Origin of the sequence: Streptacidiphilus anmyonensis, from assembly GCF_000787855.1 — a bacterium.
Taxonomy (GTDB): Bacteria; Actinomycetota; Actinomycetes; order Streptomycetales; family Streptomycetaceae; genus Streptacidiphilus; species Streptacidiphilus anmyonensis.
This window is the reverse complement of record NZ_BBPQ01000035.1, coordinates 1-26597: the sequence shown is the minus strand read 5'-3', so window position 1 is coordinate 26597 and position 26597 is coordinate 1. Positions and strand designations below refer to the sequence as shown.

23 protein-coding genes and 4 pseudogenes are annotated in these 26597 nt (G+C 72.8%); 14 read left to right on the top strand and 13 right to left on the bottom strand.

Going from position 1 to position 26597, the window contains the following annotated elements:
• The first annotated feature begins 64 nt into the window (after positions 1-64).
• The gene (locus tag TR50_RS25750; protein ID WP_042426636.1) at positions 65-517 is read left to right on the top strand and encodes a hypothetical protein; all 453 of its coding nucleotides are present in this window, start codon (positions 65-67) and stop codon (positions 515-517) included.
• A 283-nt stretch (positions 518-800) separates the two neighbouring features.
• Here the strand turns inward: TR50_RS25750 and TR50_RS25745 are convergent, their stop codons facing one another.
• Positions 801-1469: a hypothetical protein gene (locus tag TR50_RS25745; RefSeq protein WP_152648633.1), complete on the bottom strand. Its 669-nt coding sequence runs from the start codon at positions 1467-1469 to the stop codon at positions 801-803.
• Positions 1470-2294: 825 nt separating this feature from the next.
• Positions 2295-2417, bottom strand: a pseudogene (locus TR50_RS49160) (SMI1/KNR4 family protein); the annotation flags it as partial.
• Positions 2418-2702: 285 nt separating this feature from the next.
• Here TR50_RS49160 and TR50_RS25740 point away from each other — a divergent pair.
• The 5 genes from TR50_RS25740 to TR50_RS50185 all read left to right on the top strand — a co-directional run bounded on the left by TR50_RS25740 (position 2703) and on the right by TR50_RS50185 (position 6937).
• A complete protein-coding gene (locus tag TR50_RS25740; RefSeq protein ID WP_152648632.1) occupies positions 2703-3065 on the top strand; it encodes a hypothetical protein in 363 nt (120 codons plus the stop codon).
• A gap of 47 nt (positions 3066-3112) precedes the next feature.
• On the top strand, positions 3113-3880 hold the full coding sequence (locus TR50_RS25735; protein ID WP_160311183.1) for a hypothetical protein: 768 nt from the start codon (positions 3113-3115) through the stop codon (positions 3878-3880).
• A gap of 475 nt (positions 3881-4355) precedes the next feature.
• Positions 4356-4811: a helix-turn-helix domain-containing protein gene (locus TR50_RS25730; protein WP_042426624.1), complete on the top strand. Its 456-nt coding sequence runs from the start codon at positions 4356-4358 to the stop codon at positions 4809-4811.
• A gap of 211 nt (positions 4812-5022) precedes the next feature.
• The gene (locus TR50_RS25725) at positions 5023-5574 is read left to right on the top strand and encodes a hypothetical protein (protein WP_042426621.1); all 552 of its coding nucleotides are present in this window, start codon (positions 5023-5025) and stop codon (positions 5572-5574) included.
• Complete coding sequence (locus TR50_RS50185) at positions 5567-6937, top strand: MAB_1171c family putative transporter (protein WP_369405781.1); 1371 nt, start codon at positions 5567-5569, stop codon at positions 6935-6937. Before TR50_RS25725 ends, TR50_RS50185 begins: the two co-directional genes overlap by 8 nt.
• Positions 6938-6964: 27 nt before the next feature.
• Here the strand turns inward: TR50_RS50185 and TR50_RS25715 are convergent.
• The 7 genes and pseudogenes from TR50_RS25715 to TR50_RS46980 form a co-directional block, all read right to left on the bottom strand.
• Positions 6965-8179 (bottom strand): annotated as a pseudogene (locus TR50_RS25715) (MFS transporter); the annotation flags it as partial.
• Entirely contained in the window at positions 8176-10794 is a 2619-nt protein-coding gene (gene lanKC / locus TR50_RS47000; protein WP_042426610.1) for a class III lanthionine synthetase LanKC, read from the bottom strand. The gene lanKC and the pseudogene TR50_RS25715, both read right to left, overlap by 4 nt.
• Before the next feature lie 97 nt (positions 10795-10891).
• On the bottom strand, positions 10892-11044 hold the full coding sequence (locus tag TR50_RS46995; protein ID WP_160311182.1) for a hypothetical protein: 153 nt from the start codon (positions 11042-11044) through the stop codon (positions 10892-10894).
• 85 nt (positions 11045-11129) lie between these two features.
• The gene (locus tag TR50_RS46990) at positions 11130-11291 is read right to left on the bottom strand and encodes a hypothetical protein (RefSeq protein ID WP_160311181.1); all 162 of its coding nucleotides are present in this window, start codon (positions 11289-11291) and stop codon (positions 11130-11132) included.
• Positions 11292-11304: 13 nt separating this feature from the next.
• Positions 11305-11505 carry a hypothetical protein gene (locus TR50_RS25705; RefSeq protein WP_042426607.1) on the bottom strand — a complete coding sequence of 67 codons (201 nt, stop codon included), beginning with the start codon at positions 11503-11505 and terminating at the stop codon, positions 11305-11307.
• 70 nt (positions 11506-11575) lie between these two features.
• Positions 11576-11731, bottom strand: coding sequence for a hypothetical protein (locus tag TR50_RS46985; protein WP_160311180.1), 156 nt, complete (start codon positions 11729-11731; stop codon positions 11576-11578).
• Positions 11732-11798: 67 nt separating this feature from the next.
• On the bottom strand, positions 11799-11948 hold the full coding sequence (locus TR50_RS46980) for a hypothetical protein (RefSeq protein WP_160311179.1): 150 nt from the start codon (positions 11946-11948) through the stop codon (positions 11799-11801).
• A gap of 344 nt (positions 11949-12292) precedes the next feature.
• Between TR50_RS46980 and TR50_RS25700 the strand changes: the two genes are divergently transcribed.
• The 7 genes from TR50_RS25700 to TR50_RS25670 all read left to right on the top strand — a co-directional run bounded on the left by TR50_RS25700 (position 12293) and on the right by TR50_RS25670 (position 21158).
• Complete coding sequence (locus tag TR50_RS25700; protein ID WP_052441329.1) at positions 12293-14143, top strand: AfsR/SARP family transcriptional regulator; 1851 nt, start codon at positions 12293-12295, stop codon at positions 14141-14143.
• A 142-nt stretch (positions 14144-14285) separates the two neighbouring features.
• Positions 14286-15410: a radical SAM protein gene (locus TR50_RS25695; protein ID WP_042426604.1), complete on the top strand. Its 1125-nt coding sequence runs from the start codon at positions 14286-14288 to the stop codon at positions 15408-15410.
• Positions 15407-16186: an iron-containing redox enzyme family protein gene (locus tag TR50_RS25690; RefSeq protein ID WP_174514860.1), complete on the top strand. Its 780-nt coding sequence runs from the start codon at positions 15407-15409 to the stop codon at positions 16184-16186. Before TR50_RS25695 ends, TR50_RS25690 begins: the two co-directional genes overlap by 4 nt.
• The gene (locus TR50_RS25685; RefSeq protein WP_042426601.1) at positions 16176-16382 is read left to right on the top strand and encodes an aroma-sacti cluster domain-containing protein; all 207 of its coding nucleotides are present in this window, start codon (positions 16176-16178) and stop codon (positions 16380-16382) included. Before TR50_RS25690 ends, TR50_RS25685 begins: the two co-directional genes overlap by 11 nt.
• Before the next feature lie 38 nt (positions 16383-16420).
• Complete coding sequence (locus tag TR50_RS25680) at positions 16421-19651, top strand: adenylate/guanylate cyclase domain-containing protein (protein ID WP_042426597.1); 3231 nt, start codon at positions 16421-16423, stop codon at positions 19649-19651.
• Entirely contained in the window at positions 19648-20550 is a 903-nt protein-coding gene (locus tag TR50_RS25675; RefSeq protein WP_042426595.1) for a S8 family peptidase, read from the top strand. The genes TR50_RS25680 and TR50_RS25675 overlap by 4 nt, the downstream gene beginning before the upstream one ends.
• On the top strand, positions 20547-21158 hold the full coding sequence (locus tag TR50_RS25670; RefSeq protein ID WP_439654241.1) for a GAF domain-containing protein: 612 nt from the start codon (positions 20547-20549) through the stop codon (positions 21156-21158). The genes TR50_RS25675 and TR50_RS25670 overlap by 4 nt, the downstream gene beginning before the upstream one ends.
• Before the next feature lie 14 nt (positions 21159-21172).
• On the opposite strand, the gene TR50_RS45810 is transcribed toward TR50_RS25670, so the two are convergent.
• Entirely contained in the window at positions 21173-21385 is a 213-nt protein-coding gene (locus TR50_RS45810; protein WP_152648631.1) for a hypothetical protein, read from the bottom strand.
• 3 nt (positions 21386-21388) lie between these two features.
• Between TR50_RS45810 and TR50_RS25665 the strand changes: the two are divergent.
• Positions 21389-21919 (top strand): annotated as a pseudogene (locus TR50_RS25665) (helix-turn-helix domain-containing protein); the annotation flags it as partial.
• 423 nt (positions 21920-22342) lie between these two features.
• On the opposite strand, the gene TR50_RS44605 reads toward TR50_RS25665, so the two are convergent.
• The 3 genes and pseudogenes from TR50_RS44605 to TR50_RS25650 form a co-directional block, all read right to left on the bottom strand.
• Positions 22343-23890 carry an FG-GAP-like repeat-containing protein gene (locus TR50_RS44605; protein ID WP_084700973.1) on the bottom strand — a complete coding sequence of 516 codons (1548 nt, stop codon included), beginning with the start codon at positions 23888-23890 and terminating at the stop codon, positions 22343-22345.
• A 49-nt stretch (positions 23891-23939) separates the two neighbouring features.
• Positions 23940-24332 carry a hypothetical protein gene (locus TR50_RS25655; RefSeq protein WP_369405780.1) on the bottom strand — a complete coding sequence of 131 codons (393 nt, stop codon included), beginning with the start codon at positions 24330-24332 and terminating at the stop codon, positions 23940-23942.
• 246 nt (positions 24333-24578) lie between these two features.
• Positions 24579-26597 (bottom strand): annotated as a pseudogene (locus TR50_RS25650) (ALF repeat-containing protein); the annotation flags it as partial.

Genomic DNA, 26597 nt, shown 5'->3' with positions numbered 1-26597 from the left:
CCCGCTCTGACTGGTCGCGGCATCTGTCACCAACGCCAGCTCGGCGGACTGCGATCATGCTGCGGTGGCCCACGACATATTGTTCTTCCTCGCTCCCGACGACGAGACTGCCGCTGGCACGCGACTGCGGGGCCCCGGTCCCAGCATTCCGTCCGTGTTCTGCCGCTTCGTTGATCCGGACAGTGCCATCGCAGAGTGGGACATGTACTTCGAGGAGCCTTCTGCCGAGCCTCCATCGCAGGAACAGCTCTACGGGTGGGTGTGGCCGGAATGGGTCACGGCCCCCTTGAATGATGGGATCCAGGTCTTTGCTTTCCCCAGGCGGTTGACCCGGGCGTTGGCCAACGCCAGCTCCACCGACCTGGAGGAGCTGGCAGGCCGCTGGACCGCGAGGCTTCGGTCAGCCGATGGAGACGACATGACCGATGATGATCTGCTGGCGGTACTCCAGGGCGTAGCCCGACTCGCGACGTTGGCGGCGAGTAAAGGCGGGGGCCTCTACGCCTGGACCTACTGACCGTCGGCAGAACCCTTGCGGTGACTGATTAGTCGGAGCAGGTGACAACAAGGCCGACCATCCGGTGACAAGTACCGCGACCATCGACCCCCGCCCGAAATCCAGCGCTCTGTCTGGTCAGCGCGGCGCGAAGCGCCAAGATCCGTTCCTCCGGGAACGGCTGTGCACAGCATCGATGGTCGGCGACTCGCTCAACGTGCCAGCTGAAACGCTCAGTCGCAGCCCATGTGGTCGGGTAGCCGGGCCACGTTGCCGTGGCCCGGCTACCCGACCACATGGGGTGTCACCAGTCCGGAGTGGCCCGCCGCGGTTTGCGAATCACGGCTTTGAGCAGGTTGTTCGAGCGTTCGTGCAGGTCGCCGACGCGGTCGACCACCTGGACGCGAACGCTGATCCTGTCGATCACGCTGAGCGCGTGCGGGCTGAACCAGCCGAGCATGGAACGTTCCTGCCCGGCCAGTGGTGCCCCGCGCGTCCACAGCTTGATCACGTAGTCGATGTCCGCGCGTAGCCCGACGCGCTTCAACTCGTCTGTCAGTGCGTCGTGATCGAGCCATGACTCGGCAGCTGGCTGATTGTGTCCGAGGAACCGCACGGAGTACTTGACGTCCCAAATGGTCGCTGCATCCTGCGCGCCGTTGCGGATTTTGCAGCCCCAGACCAACTCGTCCGCGTCCGGCGATATACGGACCACTTGTCCGTCGAACCCGATCATCGGGCGTGTTGCGGTGGCATACTGCGCCCGGGCGAGCAGTGCACCACCGGTTGCCAGCACTGCCGCAGTCGCACTCTGGATATCGAGAAGCTGGATCGGCGCGGCGCTGGGGTGCGTCGCCGCAAGGTTCTGCTGGACGATCGCATAAACGAAGAGCAGGCCAGCCACGCCGGCCAGGCAGATCAGAAACTGCCAGAAGATCCAGTTGCGCCGAATGATCCGTTGCGGTGTGTCCAACTCCGCCCCCTCTCCCAGCAAAACACCGTACGACGTCGACTGGCGGTGCAACAGACCGCGTCGAAGCGGTGAACCCCCGGGCGGTCGCGTCCGGATGCGACCGCCCCGACGCGACCAGACCGGGCCCGCACCAGCGCCCCGACTATGCACGCCGTCCACAGCACTCAGGACACAGCACCTTGTGGATGAGCGGGCGACCGCTCAAAGCAGGCTCACAGGCCCAGCGCCAGCGATGGCCTGCCCGGCCAACGCACCCGGCCAACACTCAACTCGCCAACTGAGGCGCTCAGTCACAGCGGGCCAGCAGTCCCCCGAACAGGCGAAAAGGGGCGAACGGGCAGGCTGGCGGAAGCCGACCTGAGTACGCGGGCTCATGCCCGCGCCCCGGGGCCCAAGGCAGACTGCGCTGCCCCGGAGGCACCCGTGCGCGCGGTCGGCTGGTACGAGAAGGGCGGAGGGGCGCGATGGCGCGGGACAGGAACAGGACGGGCGTCGTGGTGCTCGCGGGCCTCTTCGCCTTCTGCGCGAGGGTGTCCGTCACCGAGCCGCGTCACGGCCACGGACCCGAGCAAGTCGTCCTCATAGCCCCAGCCCTCGTATACGGGATCCTCACCCTGGTCCCACCCGGCCGACACTCCGGACCGAAGTGGCCCTTCGAGCACACCAGGAACGACTGGCTCCGACCGGCCGGACCCAGGCGACCGCAGCGCAGCCCGCCCGGACACGCTGAACTGAGCCGCCGACCGGACAGCCGGGCGTGTCGAGGGCCGCGCGCCGCGGCTGGTCCCGGCTCCGGCCGGAGTATCAGTTGCGGTCAGGATTGAGCACCAGGTCGGTGAGGGACTCGGCGAAGAGGTCGGCGCCGAATCTCGGCTCGTGGTCGAGCACGATGATCTGCCCGGTGCGGCCTCGCGGGCCCGGCGTCAGGTCGACCACGACCTGGTCCCCGCGCGCTCGTCACGCCCGGGACGGCCATCGGCCAAGGCCCGATGGCACGGCACGCCAGCTGCCCCTTCCGGCGCGGCCAGGTGCTCGTCAAGAAGCCAACGTCTTCTGACGACCGTCCAAGAAAGCTGTGAATGTTCGCAGTCACGTGAACTGATGAGTTGGGGTTCCGTCACTGCGTGCAAGGATCTGCGAACCGGCGGACAGGCCGAAGTCGCCTGCACTACGGTCGAGCTGGTTCGTAGTCGTGTGCGCGTTACGGAGGGGGCCTGGTTGGCGGAGGGGCCGATGGCCGAGCGTGGGGTGCTGACCGCTCCGGCCGAGGTGTGGGATGCCGCGGTACGGCAGGCCGAGGTAATCGGGCCGCTCGCCGAGAAGGGCAGGGTGGGCCTGGCGAACGCGGACGAGGTCGCCGCGATGCTGGGGATAACCCGGCGTCAGGTGTACGTGCCGCTCGGGCGGTGGTGTGCGGGCGAGGGGGTGGTGTCGGACCTTCTCCCGGGCCGTTCCAGCGGCGGACGAGGCGCTCGCCGGAAGCAGCAGGGAAGCAGTCTCGGCGAGATCGCCGCAAAAAACGGTATCCCCAAGACCTCCCTGCAGCGCTACCTGATCGGGTGGGACGCCGCCTACGAGCCAGCCGGAGTGCGTTGATGACGGAGCGTCTGGACATTTCTGGCGGGACAGTAGTAATACGCCGAGTGGGCTGGTACAAGCTGGAGTCCTACTTCGTGTGGATCGACGACGTTCAGGTGGCCCGGCTGCGCCACGGGACAGAAGCCACCATCCCAGTGCCACTCGGCGACCATCACATCCAACTGCGCTATGCGCCGCTGATCGACAGGCTCAACTTTGGCGACAAGCCCAGCGAGATACTGCGCTTCCATGTAGAACCCCATCAGGTCATCCGCTTCGAATCCCAATACAAGGCCGGCGGAATCCTGCTGCAACGCCTCGACGACCCACCAGCTCCCCCACCTTCTGTTTCCGGGGCTGGAGACGCCCGGGTCCTGGGGGTGACGGAGACGAAACGCATCGAGGAATGGCTCGGTGAGGACGTGCGGCTGATCGACAACAGCGCCAGTCCTGCCCCTGTCACCCGCAGCTTGAAGGCCAGTCGCGAGTGGACCCGAACCCTGACTCTGGGCGCAAGCCATAGCCAGACCGTCAGCGGTGAGGTGAACGCCAACCTTCTGTGGCTCTCGGCCAAGGGAAGCATTGAAGCCGAACTTCAGCGCACGCTCACCCACTCGATCGGCAGTACGCACTTGTTCGAGGAGGAAATCAGCGTCACGGTCCCAGAACGTGCCGCAGTGCGAATCGTGCTGGGTTGGAAGCGCATCTGGCAGTGCGGTGAGGCACGCGTGTTGCTGCCAGAAGGATCCGTGCACATCGTGCCGTACCGGGTTGTGGTAAGCGTGACCTTTGACCAGAAGATCCAGGATGTTACGGGCCACTCGGAGGGATAGGCCGCCGCCCACTGCCGTTGGCGCACTGCGGTGAACTGCCCCGCGCAGGCGACTTCAGACATGCGTGGACGCGGGTTCGGAAACAGCCGACGTCAGTTCACCGTCGGTGAGGACGCGCTGGGCCCATGCGTGTGTGCCGCCAGGGGTGCGATGGGTTTCGCTGGTGGTGGCGAGTCGTCGAACCAGGGTGAGGCCCCTGCTGCGATTCCCCCTCTTTCATGACACTTCAGGAAAACACGTGCCAGGTGACAGGTGTTCGCACGCGATCGTATCCGCCTGCGGAATCGACCACGCCCCGATCCGGCGAGATACCCGCGCTTGCGCCGGTCCCGGCACAGCGCCCGCACTCCCTCAGGTGCTGCGCCCCGGTTCGTCTGGCGTGCCTTTCGCTGTAGTAGGTTGGGACCTCCGTGTGACTCGTCGCGGCATTCGGGCCGGCCAGGGCGACGGGGAGAACCCGGCCGGGGAGGTGACGATGCCAGAGGAGATCGCGGAGCCGACGACAGGAGCGGCGGGCGCGCTGGCAGAGCGGATCGAGACCCTGTTCCAGGTGGTCCGCGGGCCGGGCCAGCGTCAGTTCAGCAACGAGGAGGTCGCCCGCAGCTGCCGCGAGGCGACGGGCGAGAGCTTCTCGACCACCTACCTGTGGCAGCTGCGGACCGGCCGCCGCGACAATCCGACGAAGCGTCATCTGGAGGCTCTGGCTGCCTTCTTCCAGGTGCCGGTGGCGTACTTCTTCGACGACGAGCAGGGACGGGCCGTCTTCGACGACCTCGCCCTGCTGGGGGCGCTGCGCCATGCCGGGGTGCGCAACATGGCCCTGCGCGCGGTGAACCTGTCCCCCGAGGGCATGGTCGCGATCAGCGACCTCATCGACATGCTCGCCCACCGCGAGGGGGCCCCGGGCGGCAGTACGTCCGGGGTGGACTGATCCCCGCTGATCGTTCCCGGCGCGCCCTGGCGGTGGAGGAGCGGGCCCGAGGAGAACCGCCCGGGCATCCGGCGGGGCTCGGGCGCGAACGGGGGCGGACCGAGATGAGGACCGTACTCTTCCGCGCAGGGCCACGGTCTCGCAGAATGTGACGGCACGGTCCAGCGTCGATCACGGCTCTCCCACGGCCGCACCTGCGAGAGGGCACAGCATGTTCGGACGACCGCGTCGCTTCGCCGACCGGGAGACCAGGGAACTGATGGAGCGTTGCCGACGGACCGTCGACGCGCTCGCCCTCCCCAGCCCGTTCGACGTCGTCGACTTCGTCGCGACGCTGGAGCGGCGCCGTGGCCGCCCCATCCGGCTGCTGCCGATGGCGGCCCGGCCGAACGTCCCGTGCGGTCTGCTCGCCAGTACCGACGACGCCGACTACATCTCCTACTCCGCCGACACGACGGCCCTGCACCAGCAGCACATCCTGCTCCACGAGGTGGCCCATCTGATCTGCGGGCACCACCAGAGCTCCGCCACCCGGGAGTCGACGGCTCAGCTGCTGTTCCCCAACCTTCCGCCTGCGCTCGTCCACCGGGTCCTCGGGCGCTCCGCGTACAGCGAACCGCAGGAGCGGGAGGCGGAGTTGATCGCCACGCTGATCCGCTGCCGGGCCGCCCTGGAGGACGAGCGGCGAAGCCTCGCCGAGCCCGGCGACACCCGGTTGGGGTCGTTGCTGGCTCCGCCCCGCGTCCGCTCGCGCCGTGACTGAGGCGCTGGCGTGGATCACCGCCGTCCTGCTGTTCATGTTCGGGGTCCGTCGCCTCGCCCGGTGGCGGCTCAAGGAGGCCAACTCCGCGAACGCCACCGCGCAGTTCTATGTCTGCGGCTTCGCGGTCTGCCTGGCGCTGTCGTTCGTCGTGCTCTCCCCGGCCGCCTGGGCACTGGTGACCAGGTCGTCCTCGAGCACGGTGGCGATGCTGGTCGGGGACGGCCTGCGCCGGGCCAGCCTCACCTTCCTCGCCCTGACCTCGCTGTGGCTCGGCGCGGACCCGGGTGCCCGGCCCCGACCGTCCGCCTGGGCGCCCCGGGGGCAACGACGGTTACGTGAGACCCCGCATCTGGCCGTCGCCGTCGCGGTGCAGCTGACGTCCTGCCTGCTGCTTTTCCTGGCGCACCCCAGCGTCGAGAGGTCCGGGCTGCTGGTGGTGCACGGCGCCGGCCAGTGGCTGCTGATCGCCTACAACGCGTTGTTCACGGGCTACGCGCTCGCGTGTCTCGCGCTGCTGGTCCGCTCGCTGAAAGCGCACGGCCGCGGCACCGGGCCGGGTCCGGTCCGGGTCGGGCTGCGGCTGCTGGCCGGGGCGGTGGCCGTCGGCATGCTGTGGACCGCCTGGTCGCTGGACGACGTGCTGGACGTGCTGCGCAACGGGACGCAGGGCGGCAGCGACGACCCGGTGTCGATGCTGTTCGGCGCCCTGTGCGCGGTGCTGACCACGGGGGGCGCCACAGCGACGCTCTGGGGTTTCCACCTGCTGGCTCCGGTCCGCTGGCTGCGTGCCTGCCGCAGCCACCGGGCCATCCATCCGCTGTGGGCGGCGCTCCACGCGGAGCTCCCGCAGATCGCGCTGCAGCCGGTGCGCTCCGGTCCGCACGTGCTGCCCTGGCGGGCGGAGTTCGCGCTGTACCGGCGGGTCATCGAGATCCGCGACGCGGTGCTCCTGCTGCGCCCCTACACGCCCACGCCCGCATCCACAGCCCGGCGCGACACCCCACCGCGCGACGGCTCGGGGATCGTGGACGACGCCGACGGCTGCTCCCCCATGGAGTGCGGCGATGCCCCGGAGGTCGACGCTGTCGCCGAGGCCGCGCTGCTGGCGCAGGCCCTGGCGAACTTCCGGGCGGGGCGGCGTCCCGGCCCGGGCGCCGCGGCCCTTCCGGGTCCGCGCCAGGGCCCGCGCCCGAGTGGACGCCAGGGCCCGGCGGCGTCACTGCACGGCGGGACCGTGTCCCTCGACTCCGAGGTGCGCCGGCTCGCCCAGGTGGCCGTCGAGTTCCGCCGCCGCCTCCATGACAGCGGTGACGTCGGTGGCATCGGCGGCGTCCCCTGTCCCCCGCCGGCCGGCGGGCGTTGAGCCGGGTCGGCCGGAGCGCAGCAGGGTCGGCAGCGCCAGGAGGACGGCGGCCAGCGCCCCCAGATCCAGCCCCCACATCGCCGAGCGCACGCCGAGCCACTCCCCCAGCGCGCCGCCGGTGATCGCGCCGAGTGTCGTCGCCGCCGCCGCGACCACCTGGAGGGTGGCGATGACGCGGCCGGTCGCCTCCTCGGCGACGTCGCAGACCAGGACCGGGCCCAGGGCAACATTGGCGATCGAGCCGAAGAAGATCGGCACCCCGATCCCCAGTGCCGCGCAGCACAGCGCCACCGGCAGCGGGCCGCCCGCCAGCGGAAGCAGGAGCGCCGCGCCGATGGCGCAGGTGAAGGCGCCCGCCATGATCCGGCGTGCGTCCCGGTGCGGCGCGAGCACACGACTGGCGACGATCGATCCCACCATCCCCAGCAGCCCGGCGGCCGCTCCGGTGACGCCGTAGACGGCGGCCGGGACGTGCAGCACCCGCAGCAGGAAGGGTGCGGTGAGCGCGGTGACCCCGGCGGCGGCGAAGACCGGCGCGACCAGGAACACGGTCAGCGCCCGGCGGAAGTCGTCGCCGACAAGGAGGCGCAGCCCGGCGAACGCGTCACGCGGCCGGGCGGCGCGCCCGGCAGCCGGTGTGCGCGGCGCGGCCGCCGCACGCCGCATGGTGAGCAGTGCGGCGAGACTCAGCAGGTAGCTGAGCCCGTCCACGGCGAGCGCCGCCGCGGCGCCGAGCACGACGATGGTCGGGCCGGCCAGCAGCCGGCCGACCAGGCCGGCACCGAACTCGCCCGCCTGGAGCCGCGCGCGGGCCCGGGCGAGAGGGCTGGTGCCGCCGCCGTCGGTGCTCTCGGTGAGCTGACGCAGATGCACGAAGTAGACGACCTCGGTCACCACGGTGACGGCGCCTTGCACCAGGGCCAGCAGCACCAGCCACCCGATCGTCACCAGGTGACCGGCCAGGCCCAGCGCCACCACGCCCACCGCGGCGGCGGAGACGGTGTCCAGGGTCAGCAACGCCCGTCGTGGCCGGGCGATCCGGTCCACCAGCACGCCCACGGGCAGCCCGAGGAGCAGGACGGGCAGGGTCGCGGCCGCGCTCACCTGCGCGACCTGGGCCGGTGAGGCCCCCAGTTGCACCACGGCGACGACGGGGAGCGCGACCGCGGTGAAGACGGAGCCGAACGCGGAGGCCGTCTGGCCCCACCAGTACAGCGTCAGATCCCGGGGCGCGGCGTTCACCTCGGCACCCCGGCGTGAGAGGGAGGCGGCGTGGACGTCGCCGGCTCCGGGTCCGGGGTGTCGAGGGTGAAGAGCCGGTCCGCGCGCGGCGTCAGCACCTGGTCGAGGGCCAGGAGCACGCCGGCGGAGCCGCTCCACAGCTCCGCGCTGTAGCGCAGCAGGCCCTCGCCGAGGAACCGCACCCCGGTCGGGTGCGGGACGGCATGCTTGAACAGCGCCTGCGCGGCGCGCAGGGAGGCGGTGTGCGAGGTGGCGTCACCGGTCAGCCGGGCGTGTTCGGCCAGGACGAAGGCGAGCCCGCCCATCCCGGGGAACAGCGAGGGCATCACGGTGAAGGTGCCGCGCAGCGGGGCGAGGAGGCGCGGCATCGCGGCCGTGAGCCGCGCGTCGGGGGCGGCGCGCAGGCAGCGGCTCGCGACGTGGACCAGCCCGGCCGATCCGCAGTACAGGTAGGGCATGGCCCGCCGGTCGGTGTCCGACACCGGGAACACCAGCCCGGGCGCGAGCGGGTCGATCGCCCGGTCCAGTTCGGCGTGGAGCAGTGCCACGGCCCGGTGCAGGTGTTCGTCCTCCCCGGTGACCGTGGCCAGTTGCTGCAGGGCAAGCGCCACGCCGCAGCGTCCGTGCAGCAGGCCGGTCGCGTCGTTGTCGCCGAGCCGGGGCGTGAGCGCGTCGCCGACGGGCAGGGCGGTCAGCAGCGCGCGGGCCCGGTCGAGGTGGCGTTCGTCTCCGGTGTGCCGGTGGAGGGCGAGATGGCCCAGGGCCACTCCTGCCGCGCCGCCGAACAGCGTCGCACTCGCCTCGGTGAGCGGATGCCGGTCGGCCTTGGCGAGCAGGTGTTCGGCCTCGTCGAGCAGTCCCTGGTCGGCCAGCACCCAGGCGAGGCCCGCCGAGCCGACGTAGAGGCCGGGCCCGATCCGGTCGGCCGCGTCGGTGGCCTCGCGCCGCAGCCGGTCCAGGACACCGCCCGGCAGTGCGCGCCCGGCGCGCGTGAGGGCGTGGACGACGCCGGCGGTTCCGTAGGCGACGCAGACGGTGTTGGTCCGGTAGCCGCGCGGCACCGACGGGAAGACCCGGTCCGGGTGGTCGGGATCGGCCATGGCCTCCAGGGCGTCGGCCACCGCGTCCCGCAGCGCGCTCAGGTGACGCAGCGGATCCTCGGCCACCTCCTGCGGGCTCGGGAGCTCGGGCGCGTCGTCGAGTGCGTGGTGGCGCACGACCCGCTGCCACAGCGTCGACGGCAGGGGCGCCTGTTCCGTGACGTCGCGGTGGAGGTGGCGCAGGGCGGCGGCGTGGCGTGCGACGGTGTGGTGCAGGGGGCCGACCAGCAGCTGGGTCAGCGCGCTGACCCCGTAGTCGTCGTACACGGTGGGGCCGTGGCGTTCCACGAGGTCTGCGGGGGGCGAGTAGCCGGGTGTGCCCAGCAGTGTCGGCTCGACGCCGGGGCCTCGGGCGGCCTCGAAGTCGACGAGCCGCACGGTGTCGTCGGGCGCGACCAGCACGTTGCCGGGGCTCACGTCGACGAAGACGTAGCCGAGCGCGTGCAGCCGCGCCAGGGCTTCCTCGATGGCGGTGAGGACCCGCTCGCAGCGGGCGTAGTAGGCGTCGAAGTCCTCGGGAGCGGATCCGGCGATGATCAGCGGGTGGGTGGTGGCCACGAGCTTGTTCAGGGCGATGCCCTCGATGAACTCGGTGACCAGGAACTCGTGCTCCCACACCCGGAATCGGGCGATCGGTTCGGGGGCCAGGCCCGGGGCGGCGGCCTGCAGGGCGGTGAGCGTGCGCCACTCGCCGTCCAGTTGGGCGACGGCGTCTCTCTCGCCTTCGCCCAGGCCGTGGTGGGGGCGGGCTTCCTTGATGAAGACCTTGCGCCCGGTGGCGACCTCGCGTCCGAGGTAGGCCCCGCCGCCGTTGGAGTGCCGGACCGCCGCCCCGACCGCGAAGCCGTGGAGCGAGGTGTCCGCGGTGGCGGACGCCCGGTTCGCGCGGGGCCCGACGAAGGGGTCGGTCACGCCCGAGGGCAGCCGGAAGGCGATGTCGCGCCGGTCGGGGACGGCTCGGCCGTGCCCGTCGAGGACGAGCGGCGTGCCGGTGCCGTCCGCCTCCAGGCGTTCCCGGGGTGCGAACGCCCCGTAGCGGTAGGACACCGGCGCGCTGGGCCGGTACCGCCGGTCGGAGAGGATGTAGGGGCCGCTCTCGCCGTCGAGCGCCGCGCAGAGGTCCTCCATCAGCCGGCGGGCCGCCGCGGGACCGGGCGGGTACACGGCGATGAACTTGCCGCTCTGGGCGCGGGACGCGTGCTTGTGGTGGACCCACCAGTAGAACTCGTCGGAGGCGATGTGCTTGAACGCCACGTCGTGGGCGAAGCAGATTCCGGCCACGGTGTCGAGCACCGGGGCCAGCCGGGAACGACGGGCGGAGACGTGGACCTTCCACCCGTCCTTCGGGACGAGCAGGCCGTCGCGGTGCCACATGACCCAGATGCCGGAGGTGGTGGCGCGCCAGCCCGCTGCGGTGCGGCTGGGTGTGAGGGGACCGCGCGGCGCCGCGGTGGCGGCCAGCGGTGCGTAGAACTCCCGGTCGGCCACGGCGAACTCGGACGCTGTGTCGGCCATGCAGGGCTCCCGTCAACTAGGGCGGCGCAGCGCGTGAGTGCGCCCGCGCCACGAGGGGCGCGGGCGCACTCACGCGCGCGCCGCGGGGCGCGGTCGGTCAGTTCTGGCCGGTGCAGACCAGGAAGCTGCCACCGCTGAAGTGTGCGACGACCTCGGCTTCCGGGTCGGTCTCGGCGGGCGTCTCCTGGAGGGAGAGCACGGTCTCGGGAAGGGTCTCGGAGCTCTCGTCGGGGGTGGGTGCGCCGATCATGGTAGGCCTGCCTTCCTGGGATGACAGCGGGGATGACATGCGGGGGGCGCCGCCTGGCGGGGTCGGCGCCGCCTCGCGGGTGGCCTCAGTTCGTCTCGATGCAGCGGTAGACGCTGAGGCCGCTGTTGTGCGCGAGGACGTCGTCCTCGCCGTCGTCCGCGGTCTGGGCCGCGGGGGCCTGCTGCAGCGAGAGCACGGCCTGGGTCTCGACCTCGGCCGGGTCCGCGTTCGGATCCGTGGCGTCCACTTCCTTGCCTCCGTCAGTTCCGTTCGGCGCAGCGCGCGGCCAGGCTCATCGCGCTCATGGCGATGTGGGCGTGGACGTCGTCGTGCGCCTCGGCCTCGGCGGCCGGGGTCTCCTGGAGCGACAGCACGGCCTCGGTGGTCCCGGCGTCCCTGTTTTCGGCCGTCGCGGTCCAGGCGGGCGCCGCGCTGTGGGAGCCGGGCCGGTTGGTGCTCACGTCGCTTGTCCGTGGTGAGGTGGCGGGGTGCGCCGGCCGAAGCGGCCGGCGCACCCCTCGCGCAGCAAGGTCACTGCTGGCTCATGCACACCAGGACGCTGAGGCCGCTGTTGTGGGCCTGGACGTCGTCCTGCGCCTCGGCCTCGGCGGCCGGGGTCTCCTGGAGCGACAGCACGGCCTCGGTCTCGACGTTGGTGTTCTCGGCGACGGGCTCGTTGGTGCTCATGGCGTTCCTCCTGTTGGGTCGGGTCACTTGTGCGGGTGACGTGCTGTGCGACGACGCGAGGGCGAGGTCACTGGTTCGCGCCGCAGACGGCGACGCTCAATCCACTGATGTGGGCCTGGACTTCGCTGCTCCGGGTCTCGACGGCGGGTGTCTCCTGGAGGGAGAGCACCGCCTCGGGTTCCGCCTCGTCCTGGTCCGCTGTGGGCTGCGAGCTCATCTGTGCTCCTCGTGCCGGGGCTGACGAGTGGTGCGGTGGTGAACCTAGGGGGCGCCGCCTCGAACTCGGTTCGGCGCCGGTATGCCGCCGGTATCGGCGCAGGCCGACCGGGCTTGCCGGACCGGGCCGCGCTCGGCTCACTCCCGGTGAGCAGCACCGGAGTTGGCTGGTTTGCGCGGTGGTCGGCATCTTGACTGCCTTCGGACGAACGCCTTCATACTGTCTCAGCGTCAACTGAGATGAATCCTAGCCGTCTTCGGCATTCATCCTGGCTGATGCCACTCCACGGCCGCACCTCACAGGGAAGGGGTCTCGTGCTCGGCTCCACAGGCAGCAGTGCCCGATTGCGATTCCGCCTGCTCGGTCCCCTCGGCGCCGAGGCGCAGGACCGACCGCTGGACCTGGGCCCGCTCAAGCAGCGTCTGGTCCTGGCCTTCCTGCTCTGCCGGCCCAACACACCGGTCTCGGTCGACACGCTCACCGAGGTGGTGTGGCAGGACGAACCGCCGCGCACCGCGCGTAAGAACCTCCAGGTGTACGTGTCCACGCTGCGACGGCTCTTCGCGTCCGTCGACGCCGGTCGCGAGTGGCTCGTCCACCGGCCCGGCGGCTACCTGATCCGGGTCGACGAGTCGGAGCTGGACACGCTCCGGTTCCAGAGCCTGCTGCGCGCCGGACGCGAGGCGGCGGCGGACGCCTGCGACGAGGCGGCGCACGAGCGGGCCGGGGCCCTGTTCGCCGAGGCGCTGCACCTGTGGTCCGGTCCGCCGCTGGCGGAACTGGGGCACTCACCCCTCGTCCGGGCAGCCGCCGAGCGTCTCGGGGCGGCGCACGTCAGCGCCGTCGAGGACTGGGCGGAGGTCCAACTGCGGCTGGACAACCCGCGGCCGGTGGTCAACGCGCTGGCCGACCTTGCCGAGCAGCACCCGCTGCGCGAGCGGCTGCGCGCCCTGCAGCTGACGGCGCTGCACCAGGCCGGACGCCGCACGGAGGCCCTGGCCGTCTACTCCGAACTGCGCCAACAGCTCTCACGCGAGCTCGGACTCTCCCCCAGCCCCGAACTGGACGCCTGTTACCGCGCCGTCCTGACCGACCAGGGCTCAGCCGCCCGCTCCCCTCGTCCGCCGGCCCGCGCCGCCGCCGACGCAGGCGAGGGCCCGAACGGTGAGCGCCTCGCCCGCGCCGCCACCCGGGCCCCGCGGCCGCAGCCGTGCACGAACCGGCTGCCGCAGGTTCCCGCCGGATTCACCGGACGGGCCGAGGAACTGGACGACCTGGTCGCCACCGTCCGGTCCGGCCGACGTCTGGTCGCGGTGACCGGGCCGGTCGGCATCGGCAAGACCACGCTGGCCGTGCAGGCCGCACACTGGCTGCGCGACGACTTCCCCGACGGACAGCTCTTCGTCCGGCTCGCCCGCCCGGACGGGACGGTGCGCACCCCCGCCGAGGTCGTGGCGGAGCTCGGGCGCGACACGACCTCAGACGAACCCGCGCCGGCCAGCGCCGAGGACGCGCTCTCCGCCTGGCGGACCTGGCTCGGGACCCGTCGCCTGCTGCTGGTCCTCGACGACGCCCGCGACGTCGAGTCCGTGCGCGCGCTGCTGCCCGAACAGGGTCCGGCCTCGGTCGTGCTGACGAGCCGTGCGCCCCTGGTCACCGCCGGGGCCGCCGCACGCTTCGAGCTTCCCCCCTTCACCCCGCAGGAGGCGCTGGACCTCCTGGCCGCCGTCATCGGCCGACGCCGGGTGTGCTGCGACCCGGCCGCGGCCGAGGCGATCGTGACCTCCTGCGGGCTGCTTCCTCTCGCCGTCTCCGTCGCCGCGCACAAGCTGTCGGTGCTGCGGCACGTCCCGCTGGCCGAGTTCGCCGACCGACTCACCGACCCCCACGGCCTGCTGGACGAGCTGGCGGTGGGCCCGGTCGCGGTCCGCCTCCCGCTCGGGGACCAGTGGAACGCCCTCGACGTCCCCGAGCGGGCCGCGCTCGCCCAACTGGGACCGCTGCCGCTGAGCGTCCCCTTCACCCTCGACCAGGCGGCGGACCTGATGGGACGCGACCACCGGCACGCCCTGCGGGAGGTGGAACGGCTCATCGCGGCCGGGGTCGTCGTCTCGCCCGTCGACGAGGTCTCCGCGCACGCGGCGCGCTACGTCCTGCCTCCGCTGACGCACGTGTACGCGCGCGAACGCGTCTGACCACCTGCGTCCATACCGGCGGCGAAGCCCGCCCGAACCGGAAAGCAACCCCCGCCCGGCACCGTGGTGCCCGGCGGTCACGCCGTCCGGTCCCCGTCACGGACCGGGGACGGGGAGACACCGCCGCCAAGGAGGCGACAGCATGGAACTGGCGGAGATCATGGGGCTGCGGCCCGAGCCGTGCGCGGGACTGCTGGTCGCGGTGACCCGCCGCTGCCCGCTGCGCTGCGCGCACTGCTCCGCCGGCTCCGGCCCCGAGGCGGCCGAGCGCCCGGACCCCGGGCGGCTGCTCGGGTTCGTCCGCTCCTTCCGTTGCGAGGACCGGCCGGAGGTGATGCTGCTGACCGGCGGCGAACCGCTGCTGCATCCGGACCTGGTCATCGGCCTGACCCGCGCGGCCCAGGCCGTCGGCACCCGTGTGGCGCTGCTGAGCGGCATGTTCTTCGCCCGAGGCGAGCGTGTTCCGGGCCCGATCCGGCAGGCGATCACCGCAGTCGACCACTTCTCCGCCAGCCTCGACGAGTACCACGAACGCGAGGTCCCGCGCGAGCACGTGTTCCGCGTCGTGCGCGGCGTTCTGGACGCCGGAGTCGCCGTGAGCTTCCACCTCGCGGGCAGCAGCGCGGAGGACCCCTACCTGGCCGACGTCATCGCCGCCGTCCGCCGGACCTTCGGCGACCGCGCCCCGATGCTGGTCAACGAGGTCCGCCAGGTGGGCCGCGCGGCAGGCTGGGCGCACGCCGCGCCACCACCGGGCCAGGCGGCGCCCGCGATGCCCTGCGCCATGGCGGCGTGGCCCGTGGTGGCCTTCGACGGGGCCGTGGTCGCCTGCTGCAACCAGCACACGGTGGACCGCCGGCCCGTGCCCGCCCACCTCTCGCTCGGCCACGTGGACGCCGCCGACTGGCCGACGGTGCGCCGCCGCTCCCTGGCCTCGCCGGAACTGCGGCTCGTCCGTGCCGTCGGCCCGCTCCGCGTTCGCGACCGCTACGCGCAACGCGCCCTCGCCGCCGAGCGGACCCGCGGCGGCGCGGACACCGCCGGCCCGTGTGCGGCCTGCCGCACCCTGCACCGCGACCCAGCCGTCCACGCCGGGGCCGCCCGCGACGCCGCGGGCCCGGTCGGGTCCCTGCTCGACCAGGCGGCGGCCCGGCAGGCACGCGCGGCGGGCCCCGCCGCCCTGGTCCGTGCCTACGGCTGCGCCCCCTACGCGCACCTGGTGGCCCCGGGTGGCGACGCCGGTTACCGCCCGGGGAGGACCAGGTGATCCGCGAGGCCGGCGGCAGGCACACCCCCACCGGGCAGACCGCCGACTCGAAGGCGTCCGACCGGCCGGCCTCCGCGTGGCTGGGCACCATGCTGGCCCTGACCCGGCCGGGCATCGAGCGGGCCGCCCGCAGGCTCTGGTCCGCCGACGACCTCCCCGTGCGCTATCTCGGCTATCTGACGGCCATGCACGCCCTGGTCGCCGCCTCGGTGCCGCTGCTGGAACGGGCCGTCCAGCGCTGCGCGCAGCTCGAGGACCCCCTGGCCGCGATGCTCCCCGACTGGTTCCGGGACCGCGCGCAGGAGGAACGCGGCCACGACGACTGGATCCTGGAGGACCTGGCAGCCGTCGGCGCCCCCGCCCACCGGGTCGCGGCCGCGGTGCCGCACGCCCTGGTCGTCGAACTCGTGGGAGCGCAGTACTACCGGATCGAGCACCGGCACCCCGTCGTCCTGCTGGGCTACATCGCCGTCCTGGAGGGGAACGCCCCCGCGCCGGGCCTGGCCGAGCTGCTCGCGGCCCGGACCGGCTACCCCGCTGCGGCGTTCCGCACCGTCCGGGAGCACGCCGACCTGGACACCGACCACCTGGCCGGGCTCCACCACCTGCTCGACACACTGCCGCTGACCCGGCGCCGGCTCTCGGAGGTCTGCGCCTGCGCCGTGCACACCGCCGACACCCTCACCCGGCTCTTCGACCACCTGGCGACCGCCCAGGGCAAGCCGACAACCGTCTCGGACCCGGAACCGATGGAGGAGCACCGCCATGTCATCTGACCTGTCCAAGGACACGCTGACCGCGCTCGAGGCCGCCGGGTTCGGCATCCACGCGCTCACCGAGGAACAGCACGCCGTCCTCCGCTCCCTGACCGGGGAGGAGCTGGCCGTGCTCCTGGACATCAAGGGACGACTCGACGACGTCGGCCCCGAGGTCCAGGCCCACGCCGACGTCGCCGGTGGCGCCCTCTTCTGACCGTCCGCCATGCCGGCCCGCGACCCGTGAGGACCCCCATGTGCTGCCCCTCGTGTCGGCGCACGCTCCCGCCCGACGCACACTTCTGCCCCGCCTGCGGCGCGCCGTGCACCACGACCCGCACGACGGCGAGCCGGAAGATCGTCACGCTTCTCTTCTGCGATCTGGTGGGGTCCACCGCCCTGTCCGCCGCGCTCGACCCGGAGATCCTGCGCTCGGTGACGCTCCGCTACTTCGAGCTGATGCGCCAGCAGATCGAGGACCGGGGCGGGACCGTGGAGAAGTTCATCGGCGACGCGGTGATGGCGGTGTTCGGCGTGCCCGCGGCACGTGAGGACGACGCGCGACGGGCCCTCGCCGCAGCCCTGGGCATGAAGGAGGCGCTGCGCCGGCTGAACGCCGAGCTGTATCCGACGCTCGGGGTCAGGCTGCACGCGCGCATCGGCGTCAACACCGGCCGTGTGGTCACCGGCTCGGACGTCTCCACCCGCCAGGCCCTGGTCTCGGGCGAGGTGGTCAACGTGGCCGCCCGGCTCGAGCAGAACGCCGGGACCGATGAGATCCTGATCGGACCGGACACGCTGCGCGCCGCCGGCTCCGGAGTCGTGACGGACGAGGTCGGCCCGCTGCACCTGAAGGGCAAGACCGAGCCCGTCACGGCCCACCGGCTGCTGGCCCTGCGGGACGACGCCCAGGAGGGGCTGCACCGGCCCGACGGGCGCTTCGTCGGCCGCGGCGTCGAACTACGGGCGCTCGACCGGGCTTTCGCCCTGGCTCGCACCGAACGGCGCGGGCAGCTGCTCCTGCTGTGCGGCGAAGCAGGCCAGGGCAAGACCCGGTTGCTGCGCGAGTGGCTGCGCAAGCTGTCCGGCTTCGGGACGACGCCCGTGCTCGGCACCGGCCGCTGCCGCCCGCAGGGCGAACAGGCCAGCCTGCACCCCCTCGCCGACGCGGTGCGTTCCCTGCTGACGGCCCGGCGCCCGGACGGGCCGCCGCCGCCACAGGCGGCTGTCGACCTGCTCGGGGCGGGGCTGCTGCACGACGGCACCCCGACGCCCACACCGGAGGACACCTGCGCCGCGCTGGTCGACCTGCTCGCCGCCGTCTGCGGCCCGGCGCCGGGACTCCTGGTCCTCGACGACTGCCACTCGGCGGCCCCCGCGCTGGTCGAGTTCCTCGAACGCCTCATGCACGGCCTCGACGGCACCGCGGTGCTGGTCGTGCTGGCCGGCCGACCCGAGCTGATGGATCTGCGGCCGGGCCTGGCCGAACGCGCCGTCGTCCTCGGCGGGCTGCCCGAGGCTGAGAGCCTGGAGCTGGCCACCGAACTGACCGAGGTCGCGGCCCACGGCTCGGAAGGCCTGACCGCGCTGGTCGAACGGGCCAGCGGCAACCCCCTGCACCTGGAGCAGTTGCTGGCCTGCCGTGGCGAACTCGACACCGACGACGTCCCGGTGACGCTTCAGGCGCTGATCGGCGCCCGGCTCGACGCCCTGGATCCGGCGGAGCGCCGCGTCGTGGACCTGGCCTGCGTCCTGGGCCGCGAGTTCGCGCAGGAGGACCTGCTCGCACTGGACTCCGCGGACCCCGCCGACGCCACGGATGCCGCGGGCGTCGCGGCGTCGCCCGGCGCGGGCCCGGCGGAAGCGCGGCACGCGGCGCGTGGAACGGACCCGGGCAGGGCGGACCGCGCGGACACCGCCGAACTGCGGGCGGCGCTCGCGCGGCTGGGCCGCAGGCGTCTGATCGCGACCGACCAGCGCCCGCTGCGCTTCGCCAGCGGGCTCGTCCAGGAGGTCGCCTACGCCTGCCTCGCCAAGCAGGCCCGCGCCGACCGGCACCAGCAGGCGGCCGGGCTCCCGTCGGTGCGCGGCCAGGGGCTGGCCGCCGTCGGCGGCCATCTGGAACGTGCCTACCGTTACCGGGCCGGCCTCGGCCTCCAGGGCCCACGGACAGGGGATCTGCGTCTGGCCGCCGCCGACACACTGGCCCAGGCCGGGGCCCGCGCGGCAGCCAGGACCGACCCCGCCTGGGCGAGCGACCTCCTGGCCCGCGCGGTGGACCTCTACCGCCCCGGGGAGAGTGCCGGGACACCGGCTGCCCGGCGGCTCGGGGAGGCGCTGTCCGCTCTCGGCCGGGGCGCGGAAGCCAGGACGCTGCTGGCCGACGTCGCCGCCGGAACCGCCAACCCCGTGGAGGCGGCGCATGCCAGGCTCAGCCTCGCGGTGCTCGGCCAGGACGAGCAGCCCGCCGCCGCAGCCCGGGCGGCCCTGCCGGTCTTCGAACGCGCCGCCGACGACCTCGGCCAGGCCCGGGCCTGCCTGCGGCTCGCCCAACAGCAGCAGACCGACGGGCAGTTCCAGGCCTCGCACGCGCTCCTCGACCGGGCCGTCGACCACGCGGTGCGGGCCGACGGCGGGCAGGAACTCGCCGCGGCCCTGGGCGCCCTGGCGGTGTCCCTGTGGCGGGGCCCCGCGCCGGTGACCTCGGCGGTGGCACGCTGCAACGCGCTGCTCGCCGCCCACGGCAACAGCCGTCCCGCGGTCCGGGTGACCATCAACTGCCCGCTGGCCGTGCTGCTGGCGCTCCAGGGCGACCTCGACGCGGCCGCGCGGAGCCTCGCCGACGCCGAGCGCGTCGCCGAACGGCTCGGCTACGTGGAGGCGGAGGTCTTCCTGCCCTTCTTCGCCGCGACGGTGGCGTCCCTGGGCGGGGACCGGCACGGCGCCCAGCGGATGCTGGACACCGCCGCCGGCGCCGCCCGCCGGCTGGGCGAGACCGGCCTGCTGCGCAGCGTCCTGCTCGACACCGCCCGGCTCCGACTGGACCACGGCCGGACCGCGGCCGCCGTGGCGGCCCTGGACGAACTCGGCGCACACCCGACCGGCCGGAGCCCCGGGGCCGGAACGGACCGGACGGCAGGAACGGATCCCGCGGCCGCTCCCTCCGAAGAACGCCGACCCTCCGCCGTGGCCGCCGACGCCGACGGCCTGCGCGGGCGGATCGCCGCCCGATACGGACACCGGGAGACAGCCGAGCGGCTGCTGGCGAGGGCACTGGCCGCGGCCGGCGCCACGGACTCCCCCATCGTGCAGGCGACGGCGCTGCTCGACCACGCCCGCACCGCGCTCCTGCTCGGCCGTCCCGGCGAGGCGGCACGTGCGGCGGACGCGGCCAGGCAGCGGTTCGCCGCCAAGGGGCACCGTCCGGGATCGCGCGCCGCCGAGATGCTCGCAGCACACGCGCAAGGAAAGGGAACGATGCCATGACCACCGCCGCCACCACCGCGTCGCGCGGACTGACCTGGGGCCTGCGCGGCAGGACGCCCGCGGACCTGCCGGTCCACGCCGACGTCGGCCCGCCTCCAGCGCCTCCCACGCCGTCCGGGACGTCCGCGGCGGGCGTCGCGGGCCTCGTGGGCGGCACCGGCCGAGGGGTCCGGGTCTGCGTGGTGGACTCCGGGGTGGAGGGCGAGCACCCGGGCGTGGGTCCGGTCGACGGCTCCTGGGCCGTCGTCAAGGACGAGGCGGGCGTCCGCGTCACCGAGTCCGCCGCCGCGGACAGTTGCGGCCACGGCACCGCCTGCGCGGGGATCATCCGCCGGATCGCCCCCGACTGCGAGCTCCACAGCGTCCGGGTGCTCGGGGAGCGCTTCTCCGGCTCCGGCGAGATGCTGCTGACCGGCCTGCGCTGGGCCGTCGAGCAGGGCTTCGACGTGGTGAACCTGAGCCTGTCCACCACCAAGAACCGCTTCGCCGAGGAACTGCACGCCCTGGCCGACGCCGCCTACTTCGGACGCACGGTCATCGTCGCCTCCGCGCACAACGCGCAGGTGGAGAGCTTCCCCTGGCGCTTCGCCTCGGTCATCTCGGTCGGCAGCCACCAGGAGACCGACCCCGACCTGTACCTCTACAACCCGCAGCCGCCCGTGGAGTTCTTCGCGCACGGCCAGAACGTCGAGGTCGCCTGGATCGGCGGCACGTCGATCCGGACGTCGGGAAACAGCTTCGCCACGCCCTTCGTCGCGGGGATGTGCGCGCGCATCCTGTCGAGCCACCCGCGGATGACCACCTTTCAGCTGAAGAGCGTCCTGTACCTGTCCGCGGCCAACGTCCGCGTCTCCGACCTCCCGCAGCAACCGTCTCCACGAGAGGGAACGATCCCGTGATCGAGTCGACGTACCCCCACGCCCCCGCCTCCGCCTCCGCCTCCGCCGACGCGCGGCTGGGGCCGGCGACGGCGGAGCTCCTGCAGTCGGTGGTCAACGTCGCCCGCGCCATCTTCGCCGCGGAGGCCGGCTCGATCCTGCTGCTGGACCGGGCCACCGACGAGCTCGTCTTCCGTGCCGTGTCGGGCCAGGGGCAGGACTTTCTGGTCGGCAGGCGCTTTCCCGCCGGTCAGGGCATCGCCGGCTGGGTCGCCGCCTCCGGCGAGCCGCTGATCGTCGACGACCTGCGCCGCAACACCGCCTTCGACCGTTTGCTCGCCGAGTCCACCCGCTACGTGCCCGACGCGCTCATGGCCGCGCCCCTCATCCACGGCGCGGAGGTGCTGGGCGTGCTGGAGGTCCTGGATCCCGCCCCTGCGGCGCGGGCCAGCCTGCCGGAGCTGGACCTCCTTTCGCTGTTCGCTCGCCAGGCGGCGACGGCACTCCAGGTCGCCGTGAGCGGCTGCCCGGGCTGCGCCGCGGACGGCCGGGACGATCCCGCCGCGGACAAGCGGCAGGAGGTGGCCCGCCTGCTCTCGGACGCCCGTCGCCTGCTCGACGACCTGTAGCACGAGCACCGCGGTCAGCCGCGGGTGTGGCGGGCCCCGCCGGCCCGCATGAACAACACCGCAAGCCGCAGCGTCGCGACCGAGGCCACACCAAGGCCTACCGCGGCAGCCGACAGCCCGGCGACAGCCAGCGCGATCGCCGCCGCGCCGGTGGCTCCGCAGATCCACACCAGGGCGACTTCCGGCCGTCCGATCCAGGCGAACGCTTTCACGTCCTGGCTGTCCACGTCGAATCAGCCGTGCTGTTCGTGGACGACGGTGACATCCTCACCGCCGCGGGAAGCGCGGCCGCACTCGACCTCGGGCTGCACGTGGTCCGGCGCGACCACGGCGCCGAGGTCGCCAACTCCGTGAGCCGGCGACTGGTCTTCGCGGCGCACCGCGACGGCGGACAGCGGCAGTTCGTGGAGCGTCCCATGCCCGACCTCCTCGACGAATCGCTGGCCCCCGTCCTGGCCTGGGCCCAAGAGCGGCTCGACGCACCACTCACGGTCTCCGACCTCGCGGCGCGAGCGGCGGTCAGTCCGGCGACACTGCACCGCCGCTTCCGGGCGCAACTGGGAACGACTCCCTTGATGTGGCTCACGGGCGAGCGGCTCGCCTTGGCGTGCCGCTTGATCGAGCGGGGCGAGTCACGATGCGAGATCGTCGCACGCCGAAGCGGGCTGGGAACGGCTACCAGCCTGCCATCGCTCATGCGTCGCGAGACAGGTATCACTCCGTCGGCGTACAGGCACCGGTTCGGGCCCGAGGTGAGCTGACGGCAGGGACGTCCGTCCGTGACGACGGGCGATGGCACCGACCAGCCCCGTTGGACGGACGGGTCCCATGTCGCCAATCCGCTCCAATCCGGCCGTGATCGGCCTACTGCGAAAGGTAGTTGACCTCGGAAAGCGGAGTGATCCGATGTCGAATCGCCTCGCCCGAGCAATTCTGGAGAAGCTGCCGCCCGAGCAGCGGGTCCCCGACCTCACCGCTCTCCGCCGGCAGGCACAGCGCGGGACGCCGACCACCTGGTGGTGGCCGGCGCCTCGTGGCTTACCACAGCGGGCTGCGGCGAGGGCGGGCTCCGGGCCGGAGCGATGTCGCGCCCCGCCGCCGTCCGTCGCCGCATCGGGTACAGCAGTGCTTCGTGACGCACCGTCGGTCAACTCGAAGAGCTGCCCCGGGAACCGGACGCCCGGTCAGCTGATGGACTGGATGCCGCTCCATCCGCCGGTGCCGACCGTGGTGCGGGGGCCGTCGACGGGGTTGCCGGTGGAGTCGGTGGCGCCTGCGTAGAACAGCAGGGTGCCGGTGCCGTCGTTGGTGGTGGCCCACATGTCGGCCACGCCGTTGCCGTCGGCGTCGGCCGCACCGGCGAGCAGTGGGCGGATGGTGGTGCTGTAGCTGTGTCCGTACTGGGTGCGGGTGCCGAAGCCACCACCGGCCTTGCCCGGGTAGAGCCACAGGTCGCCGGTGCGGGTGTCCCGGGCGAGCAGGTCGACCCGGCCGTCCCGGTTGGCGTCGCCGGGGGCCGTGATGGTCATGGGTGTCCAGCCGCCGCTGCCGATCAGCACGGGTGCGGCGACGGACGGGGTGGCGCCGGTTCCCTCTGCGTACAGCCACAGCTTGTCGTCGTGCGAGATGACCAGGTCGGGGCGTCCGTCCCCGGTGGCGTCGCCGATGCCCACGACCTTGGAACTGGTGGGCAGACCGCTGGCGACCTTGATCGGCGCGGCGAGTGAGCCGTCGCCGCGGTTGGGGTAGACGCGCAGCTCGCCGCCGACGATGGCGACGACGTCCTCCAGCCCGTCCCCGGTCCAGTCGCCGCGGTGGGTCACCGAGGCTCCCGACCATCCGCCGGTGCCGATGACGACGTAGGACCCGAGACCGCCCTTGCCGTCGCCGGGGTAGAGGCGCAGATTACCAGCGCCGTCGACCGCGACGAGGTCGGGCTTGTCGTCGCCGGTCAGGTCACCGGGAGCGACGAACACCGTGTCCTTGATCCAGGAACCGAGGTCGTCCACCCGGGAACTCACGGCATCCGTACGTGTCTCGGTGTCGGCCGTCCCCAGGCACCCGCCCTGCCAGGAGCGGCTGTTGACCGCGGCGACCTCGACGCTGTCGCCCTGCTCCCGCACCAGCGGACCACCGGCATCGCCCTTGCAGATCACCGCACCCTGCGAGCCCGCGGCCAGCGCGACGTCGGAGCCGCTGACGCTCTGCACCGAGAAGAGCGAGGAGTGCAGCAGGTCGGGCACCCACTCGTCCTTGGTTCGGCCGAAGCCGGTGGCCCGCAGTTGCTCCCCCGGGCTCGGAGCGGTGGCCGCGATCCTGGCCGGAGCCACGTCCAGAACGCGGTGCGCCAGCTTGGCCATGACGACATCGCGGTCCGCGCGCGGGACCAGCTCCGTCACGGTGGTGACCGCGCCCGCGCTGGTGGACAGGTCGGTGCGCCCCACCGTGACGGTCGTGCTGAGCTTGGGCGGGCCGGCCGCCACCGCCATGCCCGGTGTGTCCGCGAAACAGCTCGCCGCCGTCAGCACCCACTGCGGGTCCACCAGCGTGCCCGAACACACCCGCTGCGTGTCACCCTCGCCGATCACCAGCTTGGCGCTGTAGGCGTAGGCGCCGGCCGCGACCGGGTCGCCCGCGAGGGCGGAGGCGTTCGACATGGTCAGCGCGGACGCGGTGAGCGCGGTCGACAGTATTGCGGCCGTGAACACGGCCCGAGCGGCGCTGGTGGACATACGACTTCCTTCTCTGGGAACGGTTGTGGGTGGGATGCGGGGCCGGCGGCTACGCGATGGTTCGGATCTCCATGAGCGTGAAGTCGCGGCCCTGCGGGTCCGTGCTCTCGCCGACCCCGGTGAAGGCGTTCTTGGCGACGTCGTAGGTCTGCTGTTCGGTGCCGGTGGTCATGTCGACCTGGGCGGACTGGTCGACGCTGCCCTTGATGCCGTAGACGCGGGGGATCTCCAGGGTCAGCCAGCCCGAGGCGCTGGTGACCTTGAAGCAGATCTTCGCGCTGCTTCGGGACCAGACCTCCAGCAGCCCGGTCGCGCTGGCACAGTCGGCGAGGACGATGTGCCCGTCGCCGCGCTTGAGGACGATGTTCTGCTGCGCCAGGATCTTGTCCGCCCCCGGGTAGCTGAAGTCCTCCACCGCGTACCCCGGCTCCTCATCGGCCACGGGGGCCACCGCACTTCCGCCCCCACCGCTCGCAGCCGCCCGGGTCCGCGAACCCTGCGAACCCGGGGAGCCCTGCGAGCCCGCCACCACCGCCGACACGGCCAGCGCGGCCACCGCCGCGGTTCCCAGTGCCCGCCGGGCGGCTCGCTGCCACTGCGGCCGGGAACCCACTGCCGTTCGCGTCTCCAGCACGGTCCTCACCCTCGTTTCGGTCGTATTCGGAAGTCGGAAGAACGAGATGCCGGATCACCACGGCGTCAGGTCGTGCCAGGTGTCGCTGACGGCATCGCCGACGGTCTTGCCGGCATCGACGACGGCACTGGTGGCCGGCGACAGGACCGACGCGCCGACGCGCCGAGCCTGGACACCCATCGACAGGACGCCGCCTTCGATCCCGTGGTACGCGTCGTCGATGGCGCCGACCGTTCCCCCGAACCTGGTCCACGGCACGCCGGTGGTGTAGATGCCGACGGCCAGGCTGAACGTCGACAGCAGGAAGTGGGCGGAGGAGAGGCCGTCGGTGAACCCGTAGATGACGGTGCTCTCTACTCCGGCGAGCAGGGAGCCCGCGCCGAAGGCCGTGAAGAGGATCTCGCCCGCCGGCGGCGGGGCCAGCAGCGAAACGGCGGCCAGGTAGCCCATGGTGGTGGACTCGGTGCCGAGCGTATCGGCCGCGTCCTGCCAGTCACCCTTGGTGCCGCCCATGAACGTGCCCGACTGCTTCGCCCCGTCGTTGTCCGGGTTGTCGGCCTGGTCGACACCGTCCTGCTTCGCCTTCGCAGCCGCCTCCGCGGCAAGCCTGGCTGCTTCCACCTGCTCCTGCTGGCGCTTCGTGGCGGCGATCTGCTTCGCCTCGGAGGCAGCGTTCGCCGCCTCCTTGGCGTCCTTGCCGGCCTGGAAGGCCGAGGATGCGGCCGAGTTGGCGGAGGCCTGGGCGTCGACGGCGGACGCAGTCGCGGCGTCCGCGGCGGCGGTCGCCTGGTTCGCGCAGTAGTTGGCGCGCCGGCTGGCACCGCGCGCGGCGAGCGCCGCGGCCTTCGCCTTGTCGGCGGAGGCCTGGGCGTCCGCTGCGGACTTCTCCGCAGCGTCCGCGTTGCTGTCCGCCTGCTGCTTGTAACCCTGGGCCTTGAGAGCGGACTTCGTGGCGGCGTCGGCCCACTTCTGCGCCTCGTCCGCCGCCTTGCGGGCGTCCGCTGCGGTCTTCTGCGCGGAGGCCGCGTTGGTCGTCGCGTCCTGGGCGAGCTTGGCGGCGTGCGCGAGCAGGGCCTGCATGGCCGCGGCGTGAGCGGCCGCGTCCGAGTCGAGCTGCAGCATCCGCGGGTGGACGGTGGTGACGAAGTTGCGACGCATCCAGCTCGGGCCCTCGAGCGCGACCGCCGCAGCCGTCCTGGTGTACGGGCCCGCGGAGTCGATGGTGGCGAAGACCGCCACGTTGTCGTCCTGCGCCTGCGCCGGCCCGTACTTGACGGTGAAGAAGTCGTGCACGGCCGTGGCCGAGCCGTCGTCGAGGGCATCGGTCGCGGCCTGCCTGACCGCGCTGCCGGGGTTCCCGCCGAGGATCCGGAAGATCGCCGCGGTCTGATCGGTCCTGGCCGCCTCGGTCGCGCCGGTGGTGAGGAAGGCGGCGGGCGCGCCCGGATCTGTGGACTGCAGGGCCGCCTGGGCCGCCGTCGCCACGTCGGGCGTGCTGACCTGGGCGATGAACACGACGCTCTCGCGGTCGTCCTGCCGCTGCGCGATGAGCCGGTCGGCCTCGATCCAGTTCAGCACCGACTCCTCACCGGCGGCGAGCGCGAACTCCGCCGCCTCGCGGGTCCAGGTGCCGTGGGACGTCAGCAGGTTGAGGCAGGCGCTGCGGCCGTGGCCGACGGCGGTCGGGCGGTCGCCAGCCGTGAATGCCTGCTCCGCGGCTGCGATCAGTTGCTGCGTGGCGGAGTCGATGGCCTGCTGCTGGGTCGTCTGGGTGCGGAAGTCCGCGAGGTCCTGCTCCTCCTGGGCGGCGAGCGCGGCGGCCTCGGCCTTGCCCTGGTCGGTGTAGGCGTCGAGCTTCGCGAGTTCCGCCGCGACGGCGTCCTGCTCCACCTTCTGCGCGTCCAGCACGGCCTTGACCGCGGCATCGGCCGCCGTCTGGGCGTCGGCGGCGTACGCGGTGGACTTGTTGGCGAAGTCGATGGCCTTGCCCGCGTACTTCACGGCGTCGTCGGCGGCGGCCGCCGCCTTCTCCGCGTGGTCGGCCGCGGCGTTGGCGGCGTCACGGGCCGCCGC